The following is a 15,299-nucleotide window of genomic DNA, read 5'->3' on the forward strand; positions in this document are numbered from 1 at the left end:
GAATACGGCTATGCGCGAACGAGGTTTCGCAAGCTGTTCCCTCCGCCGGTCCTAACCGGTTCAGGTTCAATGGGTCCACGACAAGCGCATCTCAGCCCGGATAAGGGCACCCCAACAGTCATTTGACGTAGGGGTAGACCGATCAAATGGGCGCGTCAAATGGTTTTGAAACCACCCTGACATTTGATGGTTTGGGGCGGCAGGCTGCGTCTTGCCAACAGAAACGGCGCCAAAATCTGATCGGGCCTTATAGAATGTTCAACCATTCGTTGGATAAGGCGCAATGGATTGTGGCAGGCCATCCCTGATGGTATGGCACCGCCAACCTTTTGGAGATTTATGAAATGGCAACCGACTATATCGTCAAAGACATCGACCTCGCTGCGTTTGGCCGCAAGGAACTGGATATCGCTGAAACGGAAATGCCGGGCCTGATGTCCCTGCGTGAGGAATACGGTGAAAGCAAACCGCTGAAAGGTGCCCGGATCGTTGGGTCTTTGCACATGACCATTCAAACCGCTGTTCTGATCGAGACCTTGGTTGAACTGGGCGCGGATGTTCGTTGGGCGTCTTGCAACATTTTCTCAACCCAGGATCATGCCGCAGCTGCGATTGCTGCTGGCGGTACACCCGTCTTTGCGATCAAGGGCCAATCCCTTGAGGAACATTGGGATTATCTGGACAAATCCTTTATGTTCCCTGACGGGCCGAACATGATCCTGGATGATGGCGGTGATGCGACCCTTTACGTTCTGCTGGGCGCGCGGGCCGAAGCGGGCGAGGATATCATCCCCGTGCCGCAATCCGAAGAAGAAGAGGTCATCAAAGCCCAGATCAAAAAACGGATGGCCGAAAGCCCTGGCTGGTTCACCAAGACACGCGATCAGATCAAAGGTGTGTCCGAGGAAACAACCACAGGTGTGCACCGCCTTTACGATCTGCACAAGAATGGCCAACTGCCCTTCCCCGCAATCAATGTGAACGATTCTGTCACCAAGTCGAAATTTGACAATAAATATGGCTGTAAGGAATCGTTGGTTGATGGCATCCGCCGCGCCACCGACACAATGATGGCTGGTAAGGTCGCCGTTGTTTGTGGTTATGGCGATGTGGGCAAAGGCTCTGCTGCGTCACTGGCCGGTGCCGGTGCCCGCGTCAAAGTCACCGAGGTGGATCCAATCTGCGCCCTGCAAGCCGCCATGGACGGGTTCGAGGTTGTGATTCTAGAGGATGAACTCGCAACAGCTGACGTTTTCATCACCACGACCGGCAACAAAGACGTCATCCGGATTGAGCATATGCGCGAAATGAAGGACATGGCGATCGTCGGTAACATCGGCCATTTCGACAATGAAATTCAGGTTGCCGCGCTCAAGAACCATAAATGGACCAACATCAAAGAACAGGTGGATATGATCGAGATGCCATCTGGCAACCGTCTGATCCTACTGTCCGAGGGCCGTTTGCTGAACCTTGGCAATGCGACCGGGCATCCATCCTTTGTGATGTCGGCTTCATTTACCAACCAGGTTCTGGCCCAGATGGAGCTGTGGAACAATGATGATGCTTATGCGGTCGGCGTGCATATCCTGCCCAAACATCTTGATGAGAAAGTTGCGCGCCTGCATCTGAAGCGGATTGGTGTGAAGCTGACTGAGCTGAAAAAAGAGCAGGCCGATTATATCGGCGTGACCGTTGAAGGACCGTTCAAGCCAGAACATTACCGGTACTAACCCAACATGCGGCACGCCAAACGTCAGGCAATGGCGCAGGATGCCACAAAGCAAAAACGCAGTGAGCGGAAACGCGGCTTGGCCCTGATCAGGGGCCTGGCCGCTTTTTTGTTTGTTGGTTTGCTGGGATTTGGTGCCTATCAGGCCTTGATGCATCCCAACACGCCGTTGCCCCCGCAATGGAATCCGGTGCAGCCCCTTTCCATTGATGATCCGGTCACGCCGATCACCGGATGGAAACTTAATCGCGCTGTAGCGGATGGGCAAAGCTGCTTAGCTGTTCTAAACGGGCATGCCGCATTGCAGCCCTTGACCGATTTTGAAGCCAGCGATCAATGTCATATCAGGGACCGTGTCGCGTTACAGGGCGTCGGCAATGCGCGGCTGAACGGGTTGGAAACACGCTGTGCCATCGCCTTACGAATGGCGATGTGGGAACGCCATAGCTTGCAACCCGCCGCCCGGAATATCCTTGGGACTGCGTTACGCGACATCACCCAAACCGGTAGTTATAATTGTCGCACGATACGCACGGGCAGCGGGCCCTCCACCCGGATGAGCACCCATGCAACCGCCGATGCAATCGATATCTCAGGGTTTGGATTTGCCGATGGACGGCAGATTTCACTGTTGCAGGATTGGGTCGGCACCGACGCCGAGGCCGCGTTTTTACGGGCGGCACGGGATGGGGCGTGTGAGTGGTTCAGGCTGACGCTTTCGCCAGATTACAACAGCCTGCACGCGGATCATTTCCACCTGCAATCCAAAGGCTGGGGATCGTGCCGGTAGGGGCCGCCTAGGTCATTTGAACAATTCGGTCGCCTTGTCTTTGAAACCAAAGCGCGCGTTATGAAACCCATCAAAATCAGTGGCAGAAGCCCAAATCCACAACAAAACATGACCTTGGGTCAAGGCGAAACATCGCTGCTTTTTTGGGTTTTCCCTTTACCAAACGACTATGCTGCCATTAACCTGCGCAGACGTGGCAAAAGCTGCGGATATTGACCAATAACACGAACATCGGGGACATTCTCATGGGTAAAAGAGACGATTTGATCGCAAAATATGCAGACGATCTCAAGAACAAGTGCGGCATGACGCCAGACATGGATCTGCTGACAAAAGTGACGATTGGCTGTGGCCCGGCGATCTACAATGCGGATGCGTCGACTGTGGCAGCCGGCCAACCGGACGAAATCGAAACCGTGAAGAACAATTTCCTGATCAAGAAGCTTGGCCTGAAAGACAGTGCAGAACTTGATTCAGCCATTGATTCGGTCCTGACGACCTATGGCAAATCTGAGCGCAACAAGTACCGCGCTGTTGTCTATTACATGCTGACAAAGCACTTCGGCAAAGAAGCGGTCTACGGCTAATTCTGTCCCAACGCTCATCTTTCGGACGCCCGTTCTCGTGACGGGCGTTTTTTGTTCCCGATCAGTACAGTTTTAATGTTTCGATTCTTCCATTCATAGTTTTTGCTTGGGCAGGCCTATTGCGCTACTGTTCAATTGTGACCGGCAACGCGGTGCAATTTTTTCAAAAAAATTGCAGACCCCGGGAACGAAATGATGATGCGAGGCGTTATAACAACAATCGTCTACAGCATGACCGAAGGGCCAGAATGGTCCGAACCAGGAATTTCATAGCGTGTGGTGGTAGAAGTGCACGCGGGGTGAAAAGGGGGTTCGGCATTTGCCCGAACCCCCTTTTTTATCTCATAAACGCTTTTGTGCGGTGACATGACCATCGCCCTGAGCCTTGATACGCGCGATTGCCTGGTCCAGCGGCTCATACCGTGTTGCCATATGATGTACATTTGCGTGGATCAGCGTATGCTCATCCACCATCATCCCAACATGCCCTTTCCAGAAAATCAAATCCCCGCGCCTCAGCGCGCCGCTGACATCCGCGCCCAGCGCCTCACATTGCAGATCGCTGTCCGCCGGACAGCCCATTGCACAGCTGGTAAGGCTCGCCGCAATCAGACCGGAACAATCGATACCGCTTGTTGAATTCCCACCCCAAAGATAAGGCACGCCAAAATGCAATTGGGCCACCGTCGCCGGGTCTGTAAACGGCTGATCCAAGCCACGCAGATGCTTTTTCGGCACAAACCCCACCGACGTTTCAAAGAACTTGCGCCGTTCATCCAGAACGGTAACCCGCGCGCCGAAGGGCAGATGCATCACATCGCGCGATTTGAAATCCTCGGCCTGATAAGCATGGGTCGCCATGGTGGCCACAAAATGACTGGGCGGGCTTAGAGCCCCCAGCGCATCCGAGGGCACATACCCGACATAACCGTCAATCGCCTGCACAAAGGACCAACCATCACGATCTTCAAAAACCGTGACAATGGCACCAAGCAAAAGCTGCCGATCTCGCGCGCCAGCAGGGCTTGCGCAAAGATCCGTCACCGGTGCCAGAAGCATCTTCTCAGCGCCTAGAACAAAAGTATCAGCCTCGACCTGTCCGGCCAGATGCATGGCCGCAACGCGCCCATTGGCCGGGGTCAAACGCCGATCGGTCATAGTTCCAGGAGCGCGGGCAAAGCCTCAAGCACGGCGCGCGCGCCCATCCCAACCCCGCCCTTTGGCCGGGAAGGTGCTGCAGCAGGCTGCCAGCCATAGATATCAAAGTGAATATAGGGGCTTTCGACAAATCGGCGAAGGAACAACGCGGCGGTGATACTTCCTGCCATGCCGCCCTTTGGCGCGTTATCCAAATCCGCAATCCCCGGCTCAATCATGGTCTCATACGGGGTATGAAATGGCAGGCGCCAAACCGGATCGGCCACTGCATGGGCCGCCTGCGAAAGCGCGGCAGCATGATCATCACTGTCCGTATAAAATGGCGATATATCCGGCCCTACGGCAACCCGTGCCGCGCCTGTCAAAGTGGCCATCGAAATCACCAAATCAGGCGAATCTTCGTCTGACAATGTCAGCGCGTCCGCCAAGACCAACCGCCCTTCGGCGTCCGTATTGTTGATCTCAACCGTCAAGCCCTTGCGCGATGTCAGGATATCTTGGGGCCGAAACGCGTTTCCATCGATGCTGTTTTCCACTGCGGGGACCAGCACACGCAGCCGCAGCCGCAGTCCAAGCCCCATGATCATATGGGCAAGACCCAGCACCGTCGCGGCGCCACCCATATCCTTTTTCATCAACCCCATGGACGCGCCAGGTTTGATATTCAGGCCGCCGGTGTCGAAACAAACCCCCTTACCCACCAAGGTCAATTGCGGGCCCTGATCCCCCCAACGCATATCCAAAAGGCGGGGTGCCTGCGCCGAAGCGCGGCCAACCGTGTGGATCAACGGAAACCCCGATGAGATCAGATCATCCCCAACGGTCACGTTTATCTTGGCCTCATGCTCGGCCGCTAGTGAACGGGTCGCGTTTTCCAGATCGGCAGGTCCCATGTCTGATGTTGGCGTGTTGATCAAATCACGTGTCAGCGCTTCGCCCTGCGCGATAATTTCGATCTGGCGCGCCTCGATCCCTTCTGGCGCGATAAGCCCAGCAATCGGAACTGCAGGTTTGCGATAGCGATCAAAGCTATATCCAGCCAAGAGCCAAGCAAGGGCCGCCTCTTGCAAATCAGATCCATCTAAACCGCCCGCGATCCGGTAGGTTCCGTCCGGCAGTTTCGCTGCCACAGCGCCTAAATGAAATCGGCCGCGCGCGCGCTGTTCTGGTGTGCCGTAGCCAACCAAAACCCGCGCGATCTGCCCATCGTCATCCGGCAAAGTCAGATGCTGACCCAGCTTTGCCTGAAAACCTTGTGTTTTTACCCAGCGCTGATGTTGATCTGGCAACTGTCCCACCGCGCCATCCAAACCATCCGCATGGATCACATGAACAGGAATTGCATCTTCGGTTGGCGCGGCAAATGTCAGGGGCATCGGGGTTCCTATCAGGGTATTCTTCACCCCTAGGTTAACCGCACCCCCACGCGCCGCAAGGCCCAAGGCCTAAACAGCGCGATATTCCCACACTTCGGATACAGCAATATCAAAGCCCCGCTCGAGCCGCGCAAGCGTAGCATCAAGCGCCACGCCATCATGCTGTTCAATGCAGCGCGCGACATGTGCGGCGGCAACAGACACTTCGCCAAGGCCGATTTGTTCTGCCACCGTTTCAATCCGCTTTGCGGGCGTGATCATCTTATCAAGATCGCTTTCACTGCGACCCTGTTGCAAAATGTCCAAGCGCTTTGCGATATCTTCCAGGACACGGCAAACCACCTCCTCAGCCTCGTCGGGATCTTTCTCGGCGAAAAGACGGTTAAGCACTGACGGATCGAAATGCACCGGATCGGCACAGCATAATACGATTACGTCGTTTTCCTGGTCTGGCACTGGGGCCAACATATGCGTCGTGTTTTCCATGAGTGCGTTGATATGGCATCAAGGTTCCCAGAAGGTTGAGACCACACCAAAAAATTGCTCGAAATTCATGAAAATGCGACGTATTCGGTGTCAACGACCAAAGGACAAAACCATGGAACATGCACGCCCACTGCCCGCATATCTGATCAACCGCTATCACGGTTGGAAGGCAACAACCTATGCCGAAAACAAAGGCTGGTATGCGCGACTGGCCGAAGACGGGCAGCATCCGCGCTCGATGGTGATTGCTTGTTGTGACAGCCGTGTGCACGTCACCACGATCTTTGGCGCCGATCAGGGCGAGATTTTCATCCACCGCAACATCGCCAATCTTGTTCCATCCTATAGCCCTGATGGGAATCAGCATGGGACATCCGCCGCGATCGAATACGCTGTGACGGCTTTGAAGGTCGCCCATTTGATTGTGCTCGGGCATTCGGGATGTGGCGGTGTCGAAGGGTGCTATAACATGTGCTCAGGTCACGCACCCGAGCTTGAAGAGCCTGGCAGTTTCATTGGTCGCTGGATGGACATCCTGCGCCCCGGTTTTGAGCGCCTTGAAGATGGGGATGATGCAACCCGCAAACGGGCTTTGGAAAAGACCTCGGTTATTGTGTCACTGGAAAACCTGATGAGCTTCCCATTTGTCGCATCCGCCGTCGAAAACGAGACCTTATCGCTGCACGGGCTTTGGAATGATATCGGGGACGGAAGTCTTGAGGTCTATGATCCCAAGCAAGGCGGATTTTCGGCGATCTAAAGCGAACCGGCCAAGAAACATCTCAAGGCATTTGCAATCAGCGATCTTTACATTAGGTCCTGCGCGGACGTGGTAGGGAATAGATATGGCCGAGATCATTGCACTGGCGGGTGAGAACCTGATTTCACCCATTATCCTAAGTTTCGCGCTAGGACTGGCCGCAGCGCTGGCACGATCCGATCTGACAATCCCAGAGGCCGTTGCCAAGGGGATGTCGATCTACCTGCTTTTTGCGATCGGGTTCAAAGGCGGCGTGGCGGTCAGTGCACATGGTATCGATCAGACCCTCATCCTGTCCCTGTTGGCCGGTCTGATCCTGTCTTTCGCCCTGCCCCTAATCGCGTTTGCCCTTCTGCGGATCATGACGGGGCTATCGCATGTGGATGCCGCCGCCGTGGCGGCCCACTACGGATCTATCAGTATTGTGACCTTTGTGGCGGGCACATCCGTACTGCAAGGACGCCTGATCGATGCCGAGGGCTACATGGTCGCCGTCGCCGCCGTGATGGAGGCGCCTGCGATCCTCTCGGCACTCTGGCTTGTGGCGCGTAGTGGCGGCGGGTCAAAGATGACGCCCGGCCTGATCCGAGAATTGATGCTGAATGGGTCGATTGTCCTGCTGGTCGGGTCCTTCTTTATCGGGGCTGTCACAGGCGAAGAAGGTCTGGCCGATATCAGCGCCTTCATCGTCTCGCCATTCCAGGGTGTGCTTTGCCTTTTCCTGCTGGATATGGGGTTGATCGCCGGACGCGGGTTGCGGCAATCAAAAGGTGTACTGGGCATAGGTGCCGTGGGTTTTGCCATAGTGATGCCGATGGTTTCGGCAACCATTGGTCTGGGTGTTGGACTGCTAATCGGCTTGTCGCTTGGGGGTATTGTGCTGCTGATGGTACTATCCGCATCTGCCAGCTATATCGCTGTACCTGCGGCAATGCGCGTCGCCCTGCCCGAGGCGAACCCATCAATCTACCTGACCCTATCGCTTGGTGTTACATTCCCGTTCAACCTGACGCTGGGTATCCCGCTTTACCTGGCCATCGCCCAATCTGTGACAGGAGGCTGAGATGGAAACGCATATCGCGAAACGCGTGGAAATAGTGATCGAGGCACCGCTCGAGCGGCGATTGACCGAAGCGTTGACCTCAGCCGGAGTTACCGGTTTCACAATCCTGCCCGTCCTTGGCGGATCCGGTCGATCCGGCAAATGGAGCCGCGAAGGCCAGGTTGGGCGCTCCGGTATGGTCGCCGTGGTTTGCCTGATCCGGCCCGAGCGGCTGGACGGGCTGCTTGAGGCCGCATTTACGGTAGTTGAAAAGCATATCGGGGTTGTCAGCATCACAGATGCACATGTGTTGCGGGCCGAAAGATTCTAAAGCAAAACGTAGGGTCAGGACTCTAGTGTCGCTGCCTATTGACCCCACCCATCCGATTGCATTTCGCGCAAACGGCTTGCGGTCCGTTCAAATTCAAACGTACCCTCGCCCTCCATATATAGCATCTCGGGCGCAGCAGCTGCGCTGGCAATCAATCGCACCTTCGCCTCGTAAAGCGCATCGATCAGCGTGACAAAACGCTTGGCCTCGTTGAAGTTGCTGCGGGATAGGGCGGGAATGTCCTCTAGGATAAGGACACGGACCGCATCGGCAAGCGTCAGATAGTCCGCAGCACCCAGCGGTTTTCCACACAGATCAAAGAACTTCGCGCGGGCAACACCATTATGATAGTGCGGCAATACAACTTCGCGGCCTTTGACATGTAACACCAAAGGCGCCGACTGACCGTTGCTCAGCTGGGTCCAGATATCCGCGATGGCCGCGCGGGCATCCGCATCAATGGGTGTGAAGTAACTTGTGGTGCCCGCAAGCCGGTCTTGGCGATAATCGGTCGGGCTGGACAGTTCATGAACAACCATCCGTTCTTTCAATAGATCAATGAATGGCAGGAACAGCTGCCGGTTCAGCCCGTTCTTATATAGGTCATCCGGCGGGCGGTTAGAGGTGGTAACGACAACAACGCCCGCGGCAAACAGAGCCTCAAACAGGCGGCCAACGATCATTGCATCGGTAATATCTGTGATCTGCATCTCATCAAATGCAAGAAAACGAACTTCTTTCGCCAATTTGGCCGCAACAGGGGCGATCGCATCATCAACGCCCTTCGCACGGGCCTCTGCCATTTCAGCATGGATCCATTGCATGAATGCGTGGAAATGACGGCGTTGCTTGGGGGCGTCAACCTGCGCGAACAGCAAATCCATAAGCATCGATTTACCACGACCAACGCCGCCCCAGACGTAAAGACCGGGAATCGGCGGCGGGGCCTTGCGGAAAAAACCACGCGGGGCAGGGGCGCCCAAGGCCGCGCGAACGCGCTCTAGCTCTGGAAGCACCGCCAATTGCGCGGCGTCTTCTTTCAATGTGCCCGCGGCAACGGCCGACTGATATGCATCTTGCAATGTCATCAGATGTGAATAGCCCGGCTTTGCGTTGTTGAAAAGGACCGCTTTGCGGCGAGGTAGCGCTACGAACAACGGTCAGTTTGGGCGGCTATTTGGCCGGATCAAAGCTGAATTGTGCGGCTTTCAGACAAATTTAGGTAAAGTCTAATTTCACGCTGTGGTTGTTTTCCCATAAACACCCTCCTGTTAACAAAGCCGTTATCTTCACGCTCTACTTCTCCTCCTGATCGGAGGACAAAAGTCATGATGGTAGCCTTGCTTGAAAAGACCATGCTTGTCGTACAGCCATTGGGGTTGGCGATAATGACCATTTATGCCTACGGCCTTTTTCGGCGTTCTATAAATGATCTTTGGATTTTGAACCTGATCATGGGCGCCCTATTCGGGTTGGAAGCAAGCTTTGCTATGTTATCTCCGATGCCGTTGGCTGACGGTATTATTGTTGACATACGGAACCTCTTTATCGGGATAGCTGGTGCATTTTTTGGCTTTGTTGGCGCGGGCATTGCGCTAGGCCTTGGCATTGCAACACGCCTCGCCATTGGCGGAGAGGGCGCGACAATAGGTGTATACGGGATGCTCGTGTCGGGCAGCATGGGTGTCATTTGGGCACATTTCATACGTCCGCGTATCGCCCAGAATATATTGGCATATGGGGTCTTGGGCACCATGATATCGGGACATATTCTGGTAGGTTTCTTGCTACCGTCAGCGGTCTGGGCAAACTTCTTTATCGGTCTCGGCCCCACGCTTTTGATCGCCAATATCGTTGGCGCAGTACTTCTAAGCTTTCTGATTGAGCGTGAACAAAGGCTCATCGACATCGCGCGTGATTTCGAAAGCCAGGCGACTATTGACCCGCTTACCAAATTGGTAAACCGAAACACTGCCGTCGCTGCGTTTGCCAACCTGCCGGCACCAAGAACGCGCTGTTCAGGTCAGACCATGATTTGTATCGATGTCGACCGCTTCAAATCCATCAATGATGAACACGGCCACATTCGCGGCGACCAGGTTCTTGTCGATGTGGCCGCACGTCTGTCCAGCTGCGTCCGGCCCGACGATATTCTATCCCGGATCAGCGGCGATGAGTTTTTGATTGTGCTTCACGATGTCAAACAGGATCACGCGCGCGATATAGCTGAACGGTGCCTTACAGCCGTCAATGAAAAGCCGATTACGACTGATAATGTCGCCATAGATGTATCAATCAGCATCGGCGCGGTATGGTCAGACGGCAGACCAAATTTCACCGCCTTCCGTGAGATCGCCGATCAGGCCCTGTACAAGGCAAAAGCATTAGGCCGCAACTGCGTTTCATTCGAAGTAACCCCCGTATTGGCAAAGCCCCAACAAACACAGGTAGCCTAACAGGGCGCGCGGGCTCAGACAGGACTATCGATTACATGTTCTTGCGAGCAAAGCATTGATCCGTTGACCTGACCCTTGAAGTCCCGGCCGAACTGGCACAGGTTGCGACCTAACACTTCGCCTGATTTTGGGGATTCTGGCATGGGTCGCGTATCCATTATTGCAGCTATTTGCGTCACCGCCCTGATCGCGGGCGGCGCACTGCTTTTGGGCGCGGGCGGCCCGCGCATCTCAGAGGATGATACCTTTGCCGCACCGGGCCTTGCACCTTTGACCATCGAAGATGCGCGTGCTGAATTCTGGCGGCTAACCCCCGCACTATTGTTGGTGGTCTATGATGCCTTTGGAGAAACACAAGAAGACGCGATCTACGATACGCTCGCCAGCGTGACCCATGGGGATGCGCTGGAATATCTGTATCTTGAACGCGTCGGCGCCATGGCAGGCGGCGGTCTGGAAGAGGCCGATCAGACCATCCATGAAATCAAGCTGTTAAATACAAGCGTCACACGCGAACAATCATCCCTGCAGTTGGATGCGTCCTGGCAGGTTATTGGAACCGTGGGACATGCAGAACATCTGCATGTGCGCGGTAACACCTACAGCGCCGATTTGACCGTCGCACCCATCGATGGGGCGTGGCGGATTACGGACTTCGCCCTGTTGGACGTGAACCGCGACGCTGCGGGTGAAACGTTTCTAGCACCGCAGACCAACTGATGATCCATATCGAGAACCTGACATTTGGCTATGGCGCTGGCGGCTTTCGGCTGAACATCCCCGCATTTACGTTGGCCCAGTCTGAACGGCTGGCTGTCGTCGGCCCTAGCGGCAGTGGCAAAACAACGCTTTTGAACCTGATCGCGGGGATCCTGACACCCGATAGCGGGCAAATCACTGTCGCAGATACCCAAGTATCAAACCTAGGTGAAACCGACCGGCGGAAATTCCGGGCCAGCCAGATCGGATTTGTGTTCCAGGATTTCGCGCTGCTTGATTATCTGAATGCGCGGCAAAACATCCTTTACCCCTACCGGATCACATCTGCTCTGAAACTGGATGAGGCCGCACGCGACCGGGCGCAAAGCCTGGCCCAAGCCTGCGGGATTGGGGATAAGCTTGACCGACACCCAACCGCACTTAGCCAGGGCGAACAGCAGCGGGTGGCGATCTGCCGCGCGCTTGTCACGCAGCCCAAACTGATCCTGTCGGATGAGGCAACCGGCAATCTGGACCCCGATAGCAAGGCGCGCATTCTCGATCTGCTGTTTGAGCAAGCCGCCGCTGCAGGTGCGCCTGTCCTGGCAGTCACCCATGATCATGAGCTGCTACCGCGCTTTGAAAGGGTGCTCGACTTTGCGCAATTCCGCGAAGGGGGGCAGCCATGAACGCTCTTTATCTGGCCTTTGCCTATCTGCGCTATCATTGGGCACGCAGCCTTGTTCTGGTGTTGGTCACAGCGCTGATCCTGTTTGTCCCCGTCGCCACGCAAACCCTGCTTTCAACCAGCGAACGGGCTTTGGTCGCACGCGGCGAAGCAACACCGCTGCTGCTGGGCAGTCGCGGCTCGCAGCTGGATCTGACGATGGCTGCGCTTTACTTTTCCGAAGAACGGCCCGATCCGATCCCCATGCACGAGGTTGAGACCGTCTGGGATAGCGGGCTCGGCATCCCGATCCCTGTGCACACGGCCTTTTCATCAAGCGGGTTCAGAATTGTCGGCACAACGCTGGATTACTTTGATTTTCGGGCGTTAGAGTTCACCGATGGGCGGGGTCTGTTGCTTTTGGGTGATGCGGTGATCGGTGCTGATGTGGCCGCAACGCTAGGCAAAGGCTTGGGCGATACGTTGGTTTCGGCCCCCGAAAACCTGTTTGACCTTGATGGGGTCTACCCGCTGGAAATGCCCATTGTTGGCGTCTTGGCGCGAACCAACACCCCCGATGATGCCGCTATCTTTGTTGATATCAAAACGGCCTGGGTCATCCAGGGTATCGGCCATGGGCATGAGGACGTGGTGACCGCCGATCAGGTCGCCGCAGGCACGGCAGCACTCGCCAATGCGGCGGTCGTTCAATACCAGCGGATCACGCCGGAAAATATCGACAGCTTTCATTTCCATGGCAGCCAGGATGATTTCCCGGCCTCTGCAGTGATCGTTGTGCCCAATGACACACGGTCCGGAACGATCTTGAAGGGGCGGTATCTGGATACAGAAAACCCAAGTCAATTGATCGAACCTGCGGGCGTGATCCAAGGGCTGGTTGACCGGATTTTCCGGATCAAAGCCCTGCTCGACGTTGTCACCGCGATCATCGCTATCGCCGCACTTGCCGCAATTGCGCTTGCTGTTTTCCTCAGCTACCGGCTGCGCGCACGCGAAATTGCCACCGCTGTGAAGCTCGGGGCGCGGCGCGGCATGGTGCTGCGGCTCTTGTCGGCTGAGACAGTTACGTTACTGTTATGCGCAAGTGGTATCGCGGCCGTTGCAGCCGCAATTGTATCTAAAAACGCCGAAGGCTGGGTTGGTTGGTTGCTCGCCCTTGGCGCCTAAACAACAGGAGTCCCTATGAAAACCCATATTCTGACAGCGTCGCTTGCGACATTGATCGCGGCAACGCCTGTGATGGCCCATTACGGCATGATCATTCCAACAGATCCAATGATCAGCCAGGAAGACGGGCGCAGCGTTGGATTGACCATGTCCTTTTCCCACCCGTTTGAGGTTGACGGGATGATGCTGGACACGCCCGCCGCTTTCTCTGTCACGCATGAAGGCGCAACCACCGACCTGCTGGGCGATCTGCAAGACGCGACCGTGATGGATGAGCAAGGCTTCACTTTAGATTATCCGCTGGACCGTCCCGGCACTTATATCTTTGCGATGGAACCGCAGCCCTATTGGGAACCTGCCGAAGATGCGTTCATCATTCACTACACCAAAACCTACGTCACAGCCTATGGCGACGACGAAGGTTGGGACACCGAACTAGGCCTGAAAACCGAGATCGTGCCCCTATCCAAACCCTTTGGTCTTTGGGAACATAACGTCTTCCAGGGCATCGTAAAAATGGATGGTGAACCGGTCCCCTATGCCGAAGTCGAGGTGGAATTTTTCAACGATACCGCAGGCGCGACTGCCCCTGATGAATTGATGATCACCCAAACCGTCAAGGCTGATGCGAACGGTGTGTTCACTTACGCGCCTCCCGCGCATGGTTGGTGGGGCTTTGCCGCCCTGAACACTGCCGACTACACACTGCCCCAAGATGGCGCTGACAAAGCGGTTGAGCTGGGCGCAGTCATCTGGGTGCATTTCGAAGAATGGACGGGTCAGTGATCCGGGCCATCGCCCTGACCGCCGCTATGGTCGTTGCCCCCATCGGGGCGGCGGCACATCAGCTGGTTGTCTTTGCGTCGGTTGATTGTGAAACAGTCACGGTTGAGGCGAAATTTTCCAACGGCAACCCCGCCCAACAGGGCGATGTACGGGTGCTTGATGCGGGCAATACGCTGCTGACCACATTGCCGTTGGAACAGGATGGCACCGCGACCCTGCCTTTGGACAGCGTTGATCATTCAGAGGGGCTGGTGATCGAGGTTGATACAGGCGGTCACGACAATTACTGGATCCTGACACCCGACGATATCGCCCGCAACTGCCGGAGCTAAACACAATGGCCGCGCCAAAATCCTTATTCGCATTTGTGCTGCTGGTTTGCAGCACCCTGTCGGCTGCCGCGCAAGACCGCGCGCGCGTTGTCGCGGTCAATTACCCATTGCAGTATTTCGCAGAACGCTTGCTTGGCGATACAGCCGATGTGCTTTTTCCCGTGCCCGCTGACGTTGATCCGTCTTTCTGGCGCCCCGGCATCGCCGATATCAGTCTGATCCAAGAGGCAGACCTGATCTTGCTGAACGGCGCAGGTTTTGCGACTTGGATTGACCGGGTTTCACTGCCCAGATCGCGGGTGGTGCAGACCTCTGCCGCCATTGAGGATCAGTTCATCGTGACCGAAAGCATCACCCATAGCCATGGCGACGGAGGTGAGCATTCGCATGAAGGGCTGGCCGCCTACACGTGGCTTGATCCTGTTCTGGCCATTGCGCAGGCCGAAGCGGTTGCAGCCGCAATCAACGCACGCGGCATTGCCCCCCAGGCAGAGGTAAACGACCGGTTAGACGCACTACGGGCCGATCTGGAAATGCTCGATGAGACCGCGACCGTCGCTTTGGAAGGTGCAAATACCGTCCCAATGATCGCGACCCACCCGCGCTATCAGTATTTCGCACATCGCTATGACCTGTCGATCAGCGCCCTTGAATGGGAAGCAGGCGCCGCACCCTCGGACACCGAATTAGCCGATCTCGAAACACTGGTGGCTAAGACCGGCGCGAAAATCATTCTTTGGGAAGCAGAGCCACCCGCGGCAGCTATAGATGCCGCCACTGCACTGGGACTACAAAGCGTGATATTCCCGCCAATGGCACAAAGTGATGGAAACGGAACATATCTTGAGGCCCTGACAACATCGATTGAGGCATTGTCCGCTGCCGTAACGCCGTAGACGCGTCTCCCCC

The 15,299-nt window shown here is 55.7% G+C and carries 17 protein-coding genes and 1 riboswitch; of the genes, 13 read left to right on the forward strand and 4 right to left on the reverse strand.

Going from position 1 to position 15,299, the window contains the following annotated elements:
• Positions 1–20: 20 nt before the first annotated feature.
• Positions 21–124: riboswitch (TPP riboswitch) on the reverse strand.
• Positions 125–344: 220 nt separating this feature from the next.
• The 3 genes from ahcY (at position 345) to AABB29_RS05310 (ending at position 3,109) form a co-directional block, all read left to right on the forward strand.
• On the forward strand, positions 345–1,733 hold the full coding sequence (gene ahcY / locus AABB29_RS05300) for an adenosylhomocysteinase (RefSeq protein ID WP_341367929.1): 1,389 nt from the start codon (positions 345–347) through the stop codon (positions 1,731–1,733).
• A 78-nt stretch (positions 1,734–1,811) separates the two neighbouring features.
• A complete protein-coding gene (locus tag AABB29_RS05305) occupies positions 1,812–2,522 on the forward strand; it encodes an extensin family protein (RefSeq protein ID WP_341367928.1) in 711 nt (236 codons plus the stop codon).
• A 245-nt stretch (positions 2,523–2,767) separates the two neighbouring features.
• A complete protein-coding gene (locus AABB29_RS05310; RefSeq protein WP_341367927.1) occupies positions 2,768–3,109 on the forward strand; it encodes a DUF2853 family protein in 342 nt (113 codons plus the stop codon).
• Between the two features lie 342 nt (positions 3,110–3,451).
• On the opposite strand, the gene AABB29_RS05315 is transcribed toward AABB29_RS05310, so the two are convergent.
• The 3 genes from AABB29_RS05315 to AABB29_RS05325 all read right to left on the reverse strand — a co-directional run bounded on the left by AABB29_RS05315 (position 3,452) and on the right by AABB29_RS05325 (position 6,129).
• A complete protein-coding gene (locus AABB29_RS05315; RefSeq protein WP_341367926.1) occupies positions 3,452–4,267 on the reverse strand; it encodes an NlpC/P60 family protein in 816 nt (271 codons plus the stop codon).
• Positions 4,264–5,643 (reverse strand): M17 family metallopeptidase, encoded by a 1,380-nt coding sequence (locus AABB29_RS05320; protein ID WP_373636810.1) that lies wholly within the window; start codon positions 5,641–5,643, stop codon positions 4,264–4,266. The genes AABB29_RS05315 and AABB29_RS05320 overlap by 4 nt, the downstream gene beginning before the upstream one ends.
• A 69-nt stretch (positions 5,644–5,712) precedes the next feature.
• Complete coding sequence (locus AABB29_RS05325; protein WP_341367925.1) at positions 5,713–6,129, reverse strand: hypothetical protein; 417 nt, start codon at positions 6,127–6,129, stop codon at positions 5,713–5,715.
• Between the two features lie 112 nt (positions 6,130–6,241).
• Here AABB29_RS05325 and AABB29_RS05330 point away from each other — a divergent pair, with 112 nt between their 5' ends.
• The 3 genes from AABB29_RS05330 (at position 6,242) to AABB29_RS05340 (ending at position 8,262) form a co-directional block, all read left to right on the forward strand.
• Complete coding sequence (locus AABB29_RS05330; RefSeq protein WP_341367924.1) at positions 6,242–6,889, forward strand: carbonic anhydrase; 648 nt, start codon at positions 6,242–6,244, stop codon at positions 6,887–6,889.
• Positions 6,890–6,974: 85 nt separating this feature from the next.
• Positions 6,975–7,952, forward strand: coding sequence for a sodium-dependent bicarbonate transport family permease (locus AABB29_RS05335; RefSeq protein WP_341367923.1), 978 nt, complete (start codon positions 6,975–6,977; stop codon positions 7,950–7,952).
• Between the two features lies 1 nt (position 7,953).
• Positions 7,954–8,262, forward strand: coding sequence for a P-II family nitrogen regulator (locus tag AABB29_RS05340; protein WP_341367922.1), 309 nt, complete (start codon positions 7,954–7,956; stop codon positions 8,260–8,262).
• A gap of 35 nt (positions 8,263–8,297) precedes the next feature.
• Here the strand turns inward: AABB29_RS05340 and zapE are convergent, their stop codons facing one another.
• On the reverse strand, positions 8,298–9,350 hold the full coding sequence (gene zapE / locus AABB29_RS05345) for a cell division protein ZapE (RefSeq protein WP_341367921.1): 1,053 nt from the start codon (positions 9,348–9,350) through the stop codon (positions 8,298–8,300).
• Positions 9,351–9,590: 240 nt separating this feature from the next.
• On the opposite strand from zapE, the gene AABB29_RS05350 reads away from it, so the two are divergent.
• The 7 genes from AABB29_RS05350 to AABB29_RS05380 all read left to right on the forward strand — a co-directional run bounded on the left by AABB29_RS05350 (position 9,591) and on the right by AABB29_RS05380 (position 15,286).
• Positions 9,591–10,718, forward strand: coding sequence for a diguanylate cyclase domain-containing protein (locus AABB29_RS05350; RefSeq protein ID WP_341367920.1), 1,128 nt, complete (start codon positions 9,591–9,593; stop codon positions 10,716–10,718).
• A 141-nt stretch (positions 10,719–10,859) separates the two neighbouring features.
• The gene (locus AABB29_RS05355; protein WP_341367919.1) at positions 10,860–11,438 is read left to right on the forward strand and encodes a hypothetical protein; all 579 of its coding nucleotides are present in this window, start codon (positions 10,860–10,862) and stop codon (positions 11,436–11,438) included.
• Positions 11,438–12,106, forward strand: a complete 669-nt coding sequence (locus AABB29_RS05360; RefSeq protein ID WP_373636811.1) for an ABC transporter ATP-binding protein — start codon at positions 11,438–11,440, stop codon at positions 12,104–12,106. The genes AABB29_RS05355 and AABB29_RS05360 overlap by 1 nt, the downstream gene beginning before the upstream one ends.
• Positions 12,103–13,272: an ABC transporter permease gene (locus tag AABB29_RS05365; RefSeq protein WP_373636812.1), complete on the forward strand. Its 1,170-nt coding sequence runs from the start codon at positions 12,103–12,105 to the stop codon at positions 13,270–13,272. The genes AABB29_RS05360 and AABB29_RS05365 overlap by 4 nt, the downstream gene beginning before the upstream one ends.
• Before the next feature lie 15 nt (positions 13,273–13,287).
• Positions 13,288–14,058: a DUF4198 domain-containing protein gene (locus tag AABB29_RS05370; RefSeq protein WP_341367917.1), complete on the forward strand. Its 771-nt coding sequence runs from the start codon at positions 13,288–13,290 to the stop codon at positions 14,056–14,058.
• Entirely contained in the window at positions 14,055–14,390 is a 336-nt protein-coding gene (locus AABB29_RS05375; RefSeq protein WP_341367916.1) for a hypothetical protein, read from the forward strand. Before AABB29_RS05370 ends, AABB29_RS05375 begins: the two co-directional genes overlap by 4 nt.
• A gap of 5 nt (positions 14,391–14,395) precedes the next feature.
• Positions 14,396–15,286 carry a metal ABC transporter substrate-binding protein gene (locus AABB29_RS05380; RefSeq protein WP_341367915.1) on the forward strand — a complete coding sequence of 297 codons (891 nt, stop codon included), beginning with the start codon at positions 14,396–14,398 and terminating at the stop codon, positions 15,284–15,286.
• Positions 15,287–15,299: the final 13 nt, after the last annotated feature.

Source organism: Yoonia sp. BS5-3 (assembly GCF_038069655.2).
Taxonomy (GTDB): Bacteria; Pseudomonadota; Alphaproteobacteria; order Rhodobacterales; family Rhodobacteraceae; genus Yoonia; species Yoonia phaeophyticola.

Coding starts and splice junctions, on each gene's coding strand:
- ahcY (WP_341367929.1), top strand. CDS start 345: ATGGCAACCGACTATATCGTCAAAGACATCGACCTCGCTGCGTTTGGC.
- AABB29_RS05310 (WP_341367927.1), top strand. CDS start 2,768: ATGGGTAAAAGAGACGATTTGATCGCAAAATATGCAGACGATCTCAAG.
- AABB29_RS05315 (WP_341367926.1), bottom strand. CDS start 4,267: ATGACCGATCGGCGTTTGACCCCGGCCAATGGGCGCGTTGCGGCCATG.
- AABB29_RS05320 (WP_373636810.1), bottom strand. CDS start 5,643: ATGCCCCTGACATTTGCCGCGCCAACCGAAGATGCAATTCCTGTTCAT.
- AABB29_RS05325 (WP_341367925.1), bottom strand. CDS start 6,129: ATGGAAAACACGACGCATATGTTGGCCCCAGTGCCAGACCAGGAAAAC.
- AABB29_RS05330 (WP_341367924.1), top strand. CDS start 6,242: ATGGAACATGCACGCCCACTGCCCGCATATCTGATCAACCGCTATCAC.
- AABB29_RS05335 (WP_341367923.1), top strand. CDS start 6,975: ATGGCCGAGATCATTGCACTGGCGGGTGAGAACCTGATTTCACCCATT.
- AABB29_RS05340 (WP_341367922.1), top strand. CDS start 7,954: ATGGAAACGCATATCGCGAAACGCGTGGAAATAGTGATCGAGGCACCG.
- zapE (WP_341367921.1), bottom strand. CDS start 9,350: ATGACATTGCAAGATGCATATCAGTCGGCCGTTGCCGCGGGCACATTG.
- AABB29_RS05350 (WP_341367920.1), top strand. CDS start 9,591: ATGATGGTAGCCTTGCTTGAAAAGACCATGCTTGTCGTACAGCCATTG.
- AABB29_RS05355 (WP_341367919.1), top strand. CDS start 10,860: ATGGGTCGCGTATCCATTATTGCAGCTATTTGCGTCACCGCCCTGATC.
- AABB29_RS05360 (WP_373636811.1), top strand. CDS start 11,438: ATGATCCATATCGAGAACCTGACATTTGGCTATGGCGCTGGCGGCTTT.
- AABB29_RS05365 (WP_373636812.1), top strand. CDS start 12,103: ATGAACGCTCTTTATCTGGCCTTTGCCTATCTGCGCTATCATTGGGCA.
- AABB29_RS05370 (WP_341367917.1), top strand. CDS start 13,288: ATGAAAACCCATATTCTGACAGCGTCGCTTGCGACATTGATCGCGGCA.
- AABB29_RS05380 (WP_341367915.1), top strand. CDS start 14,396: ATGGCCGCGCCAAAATCCTTATTCGCATTTGTGCTGCTGGTTTGCAGC.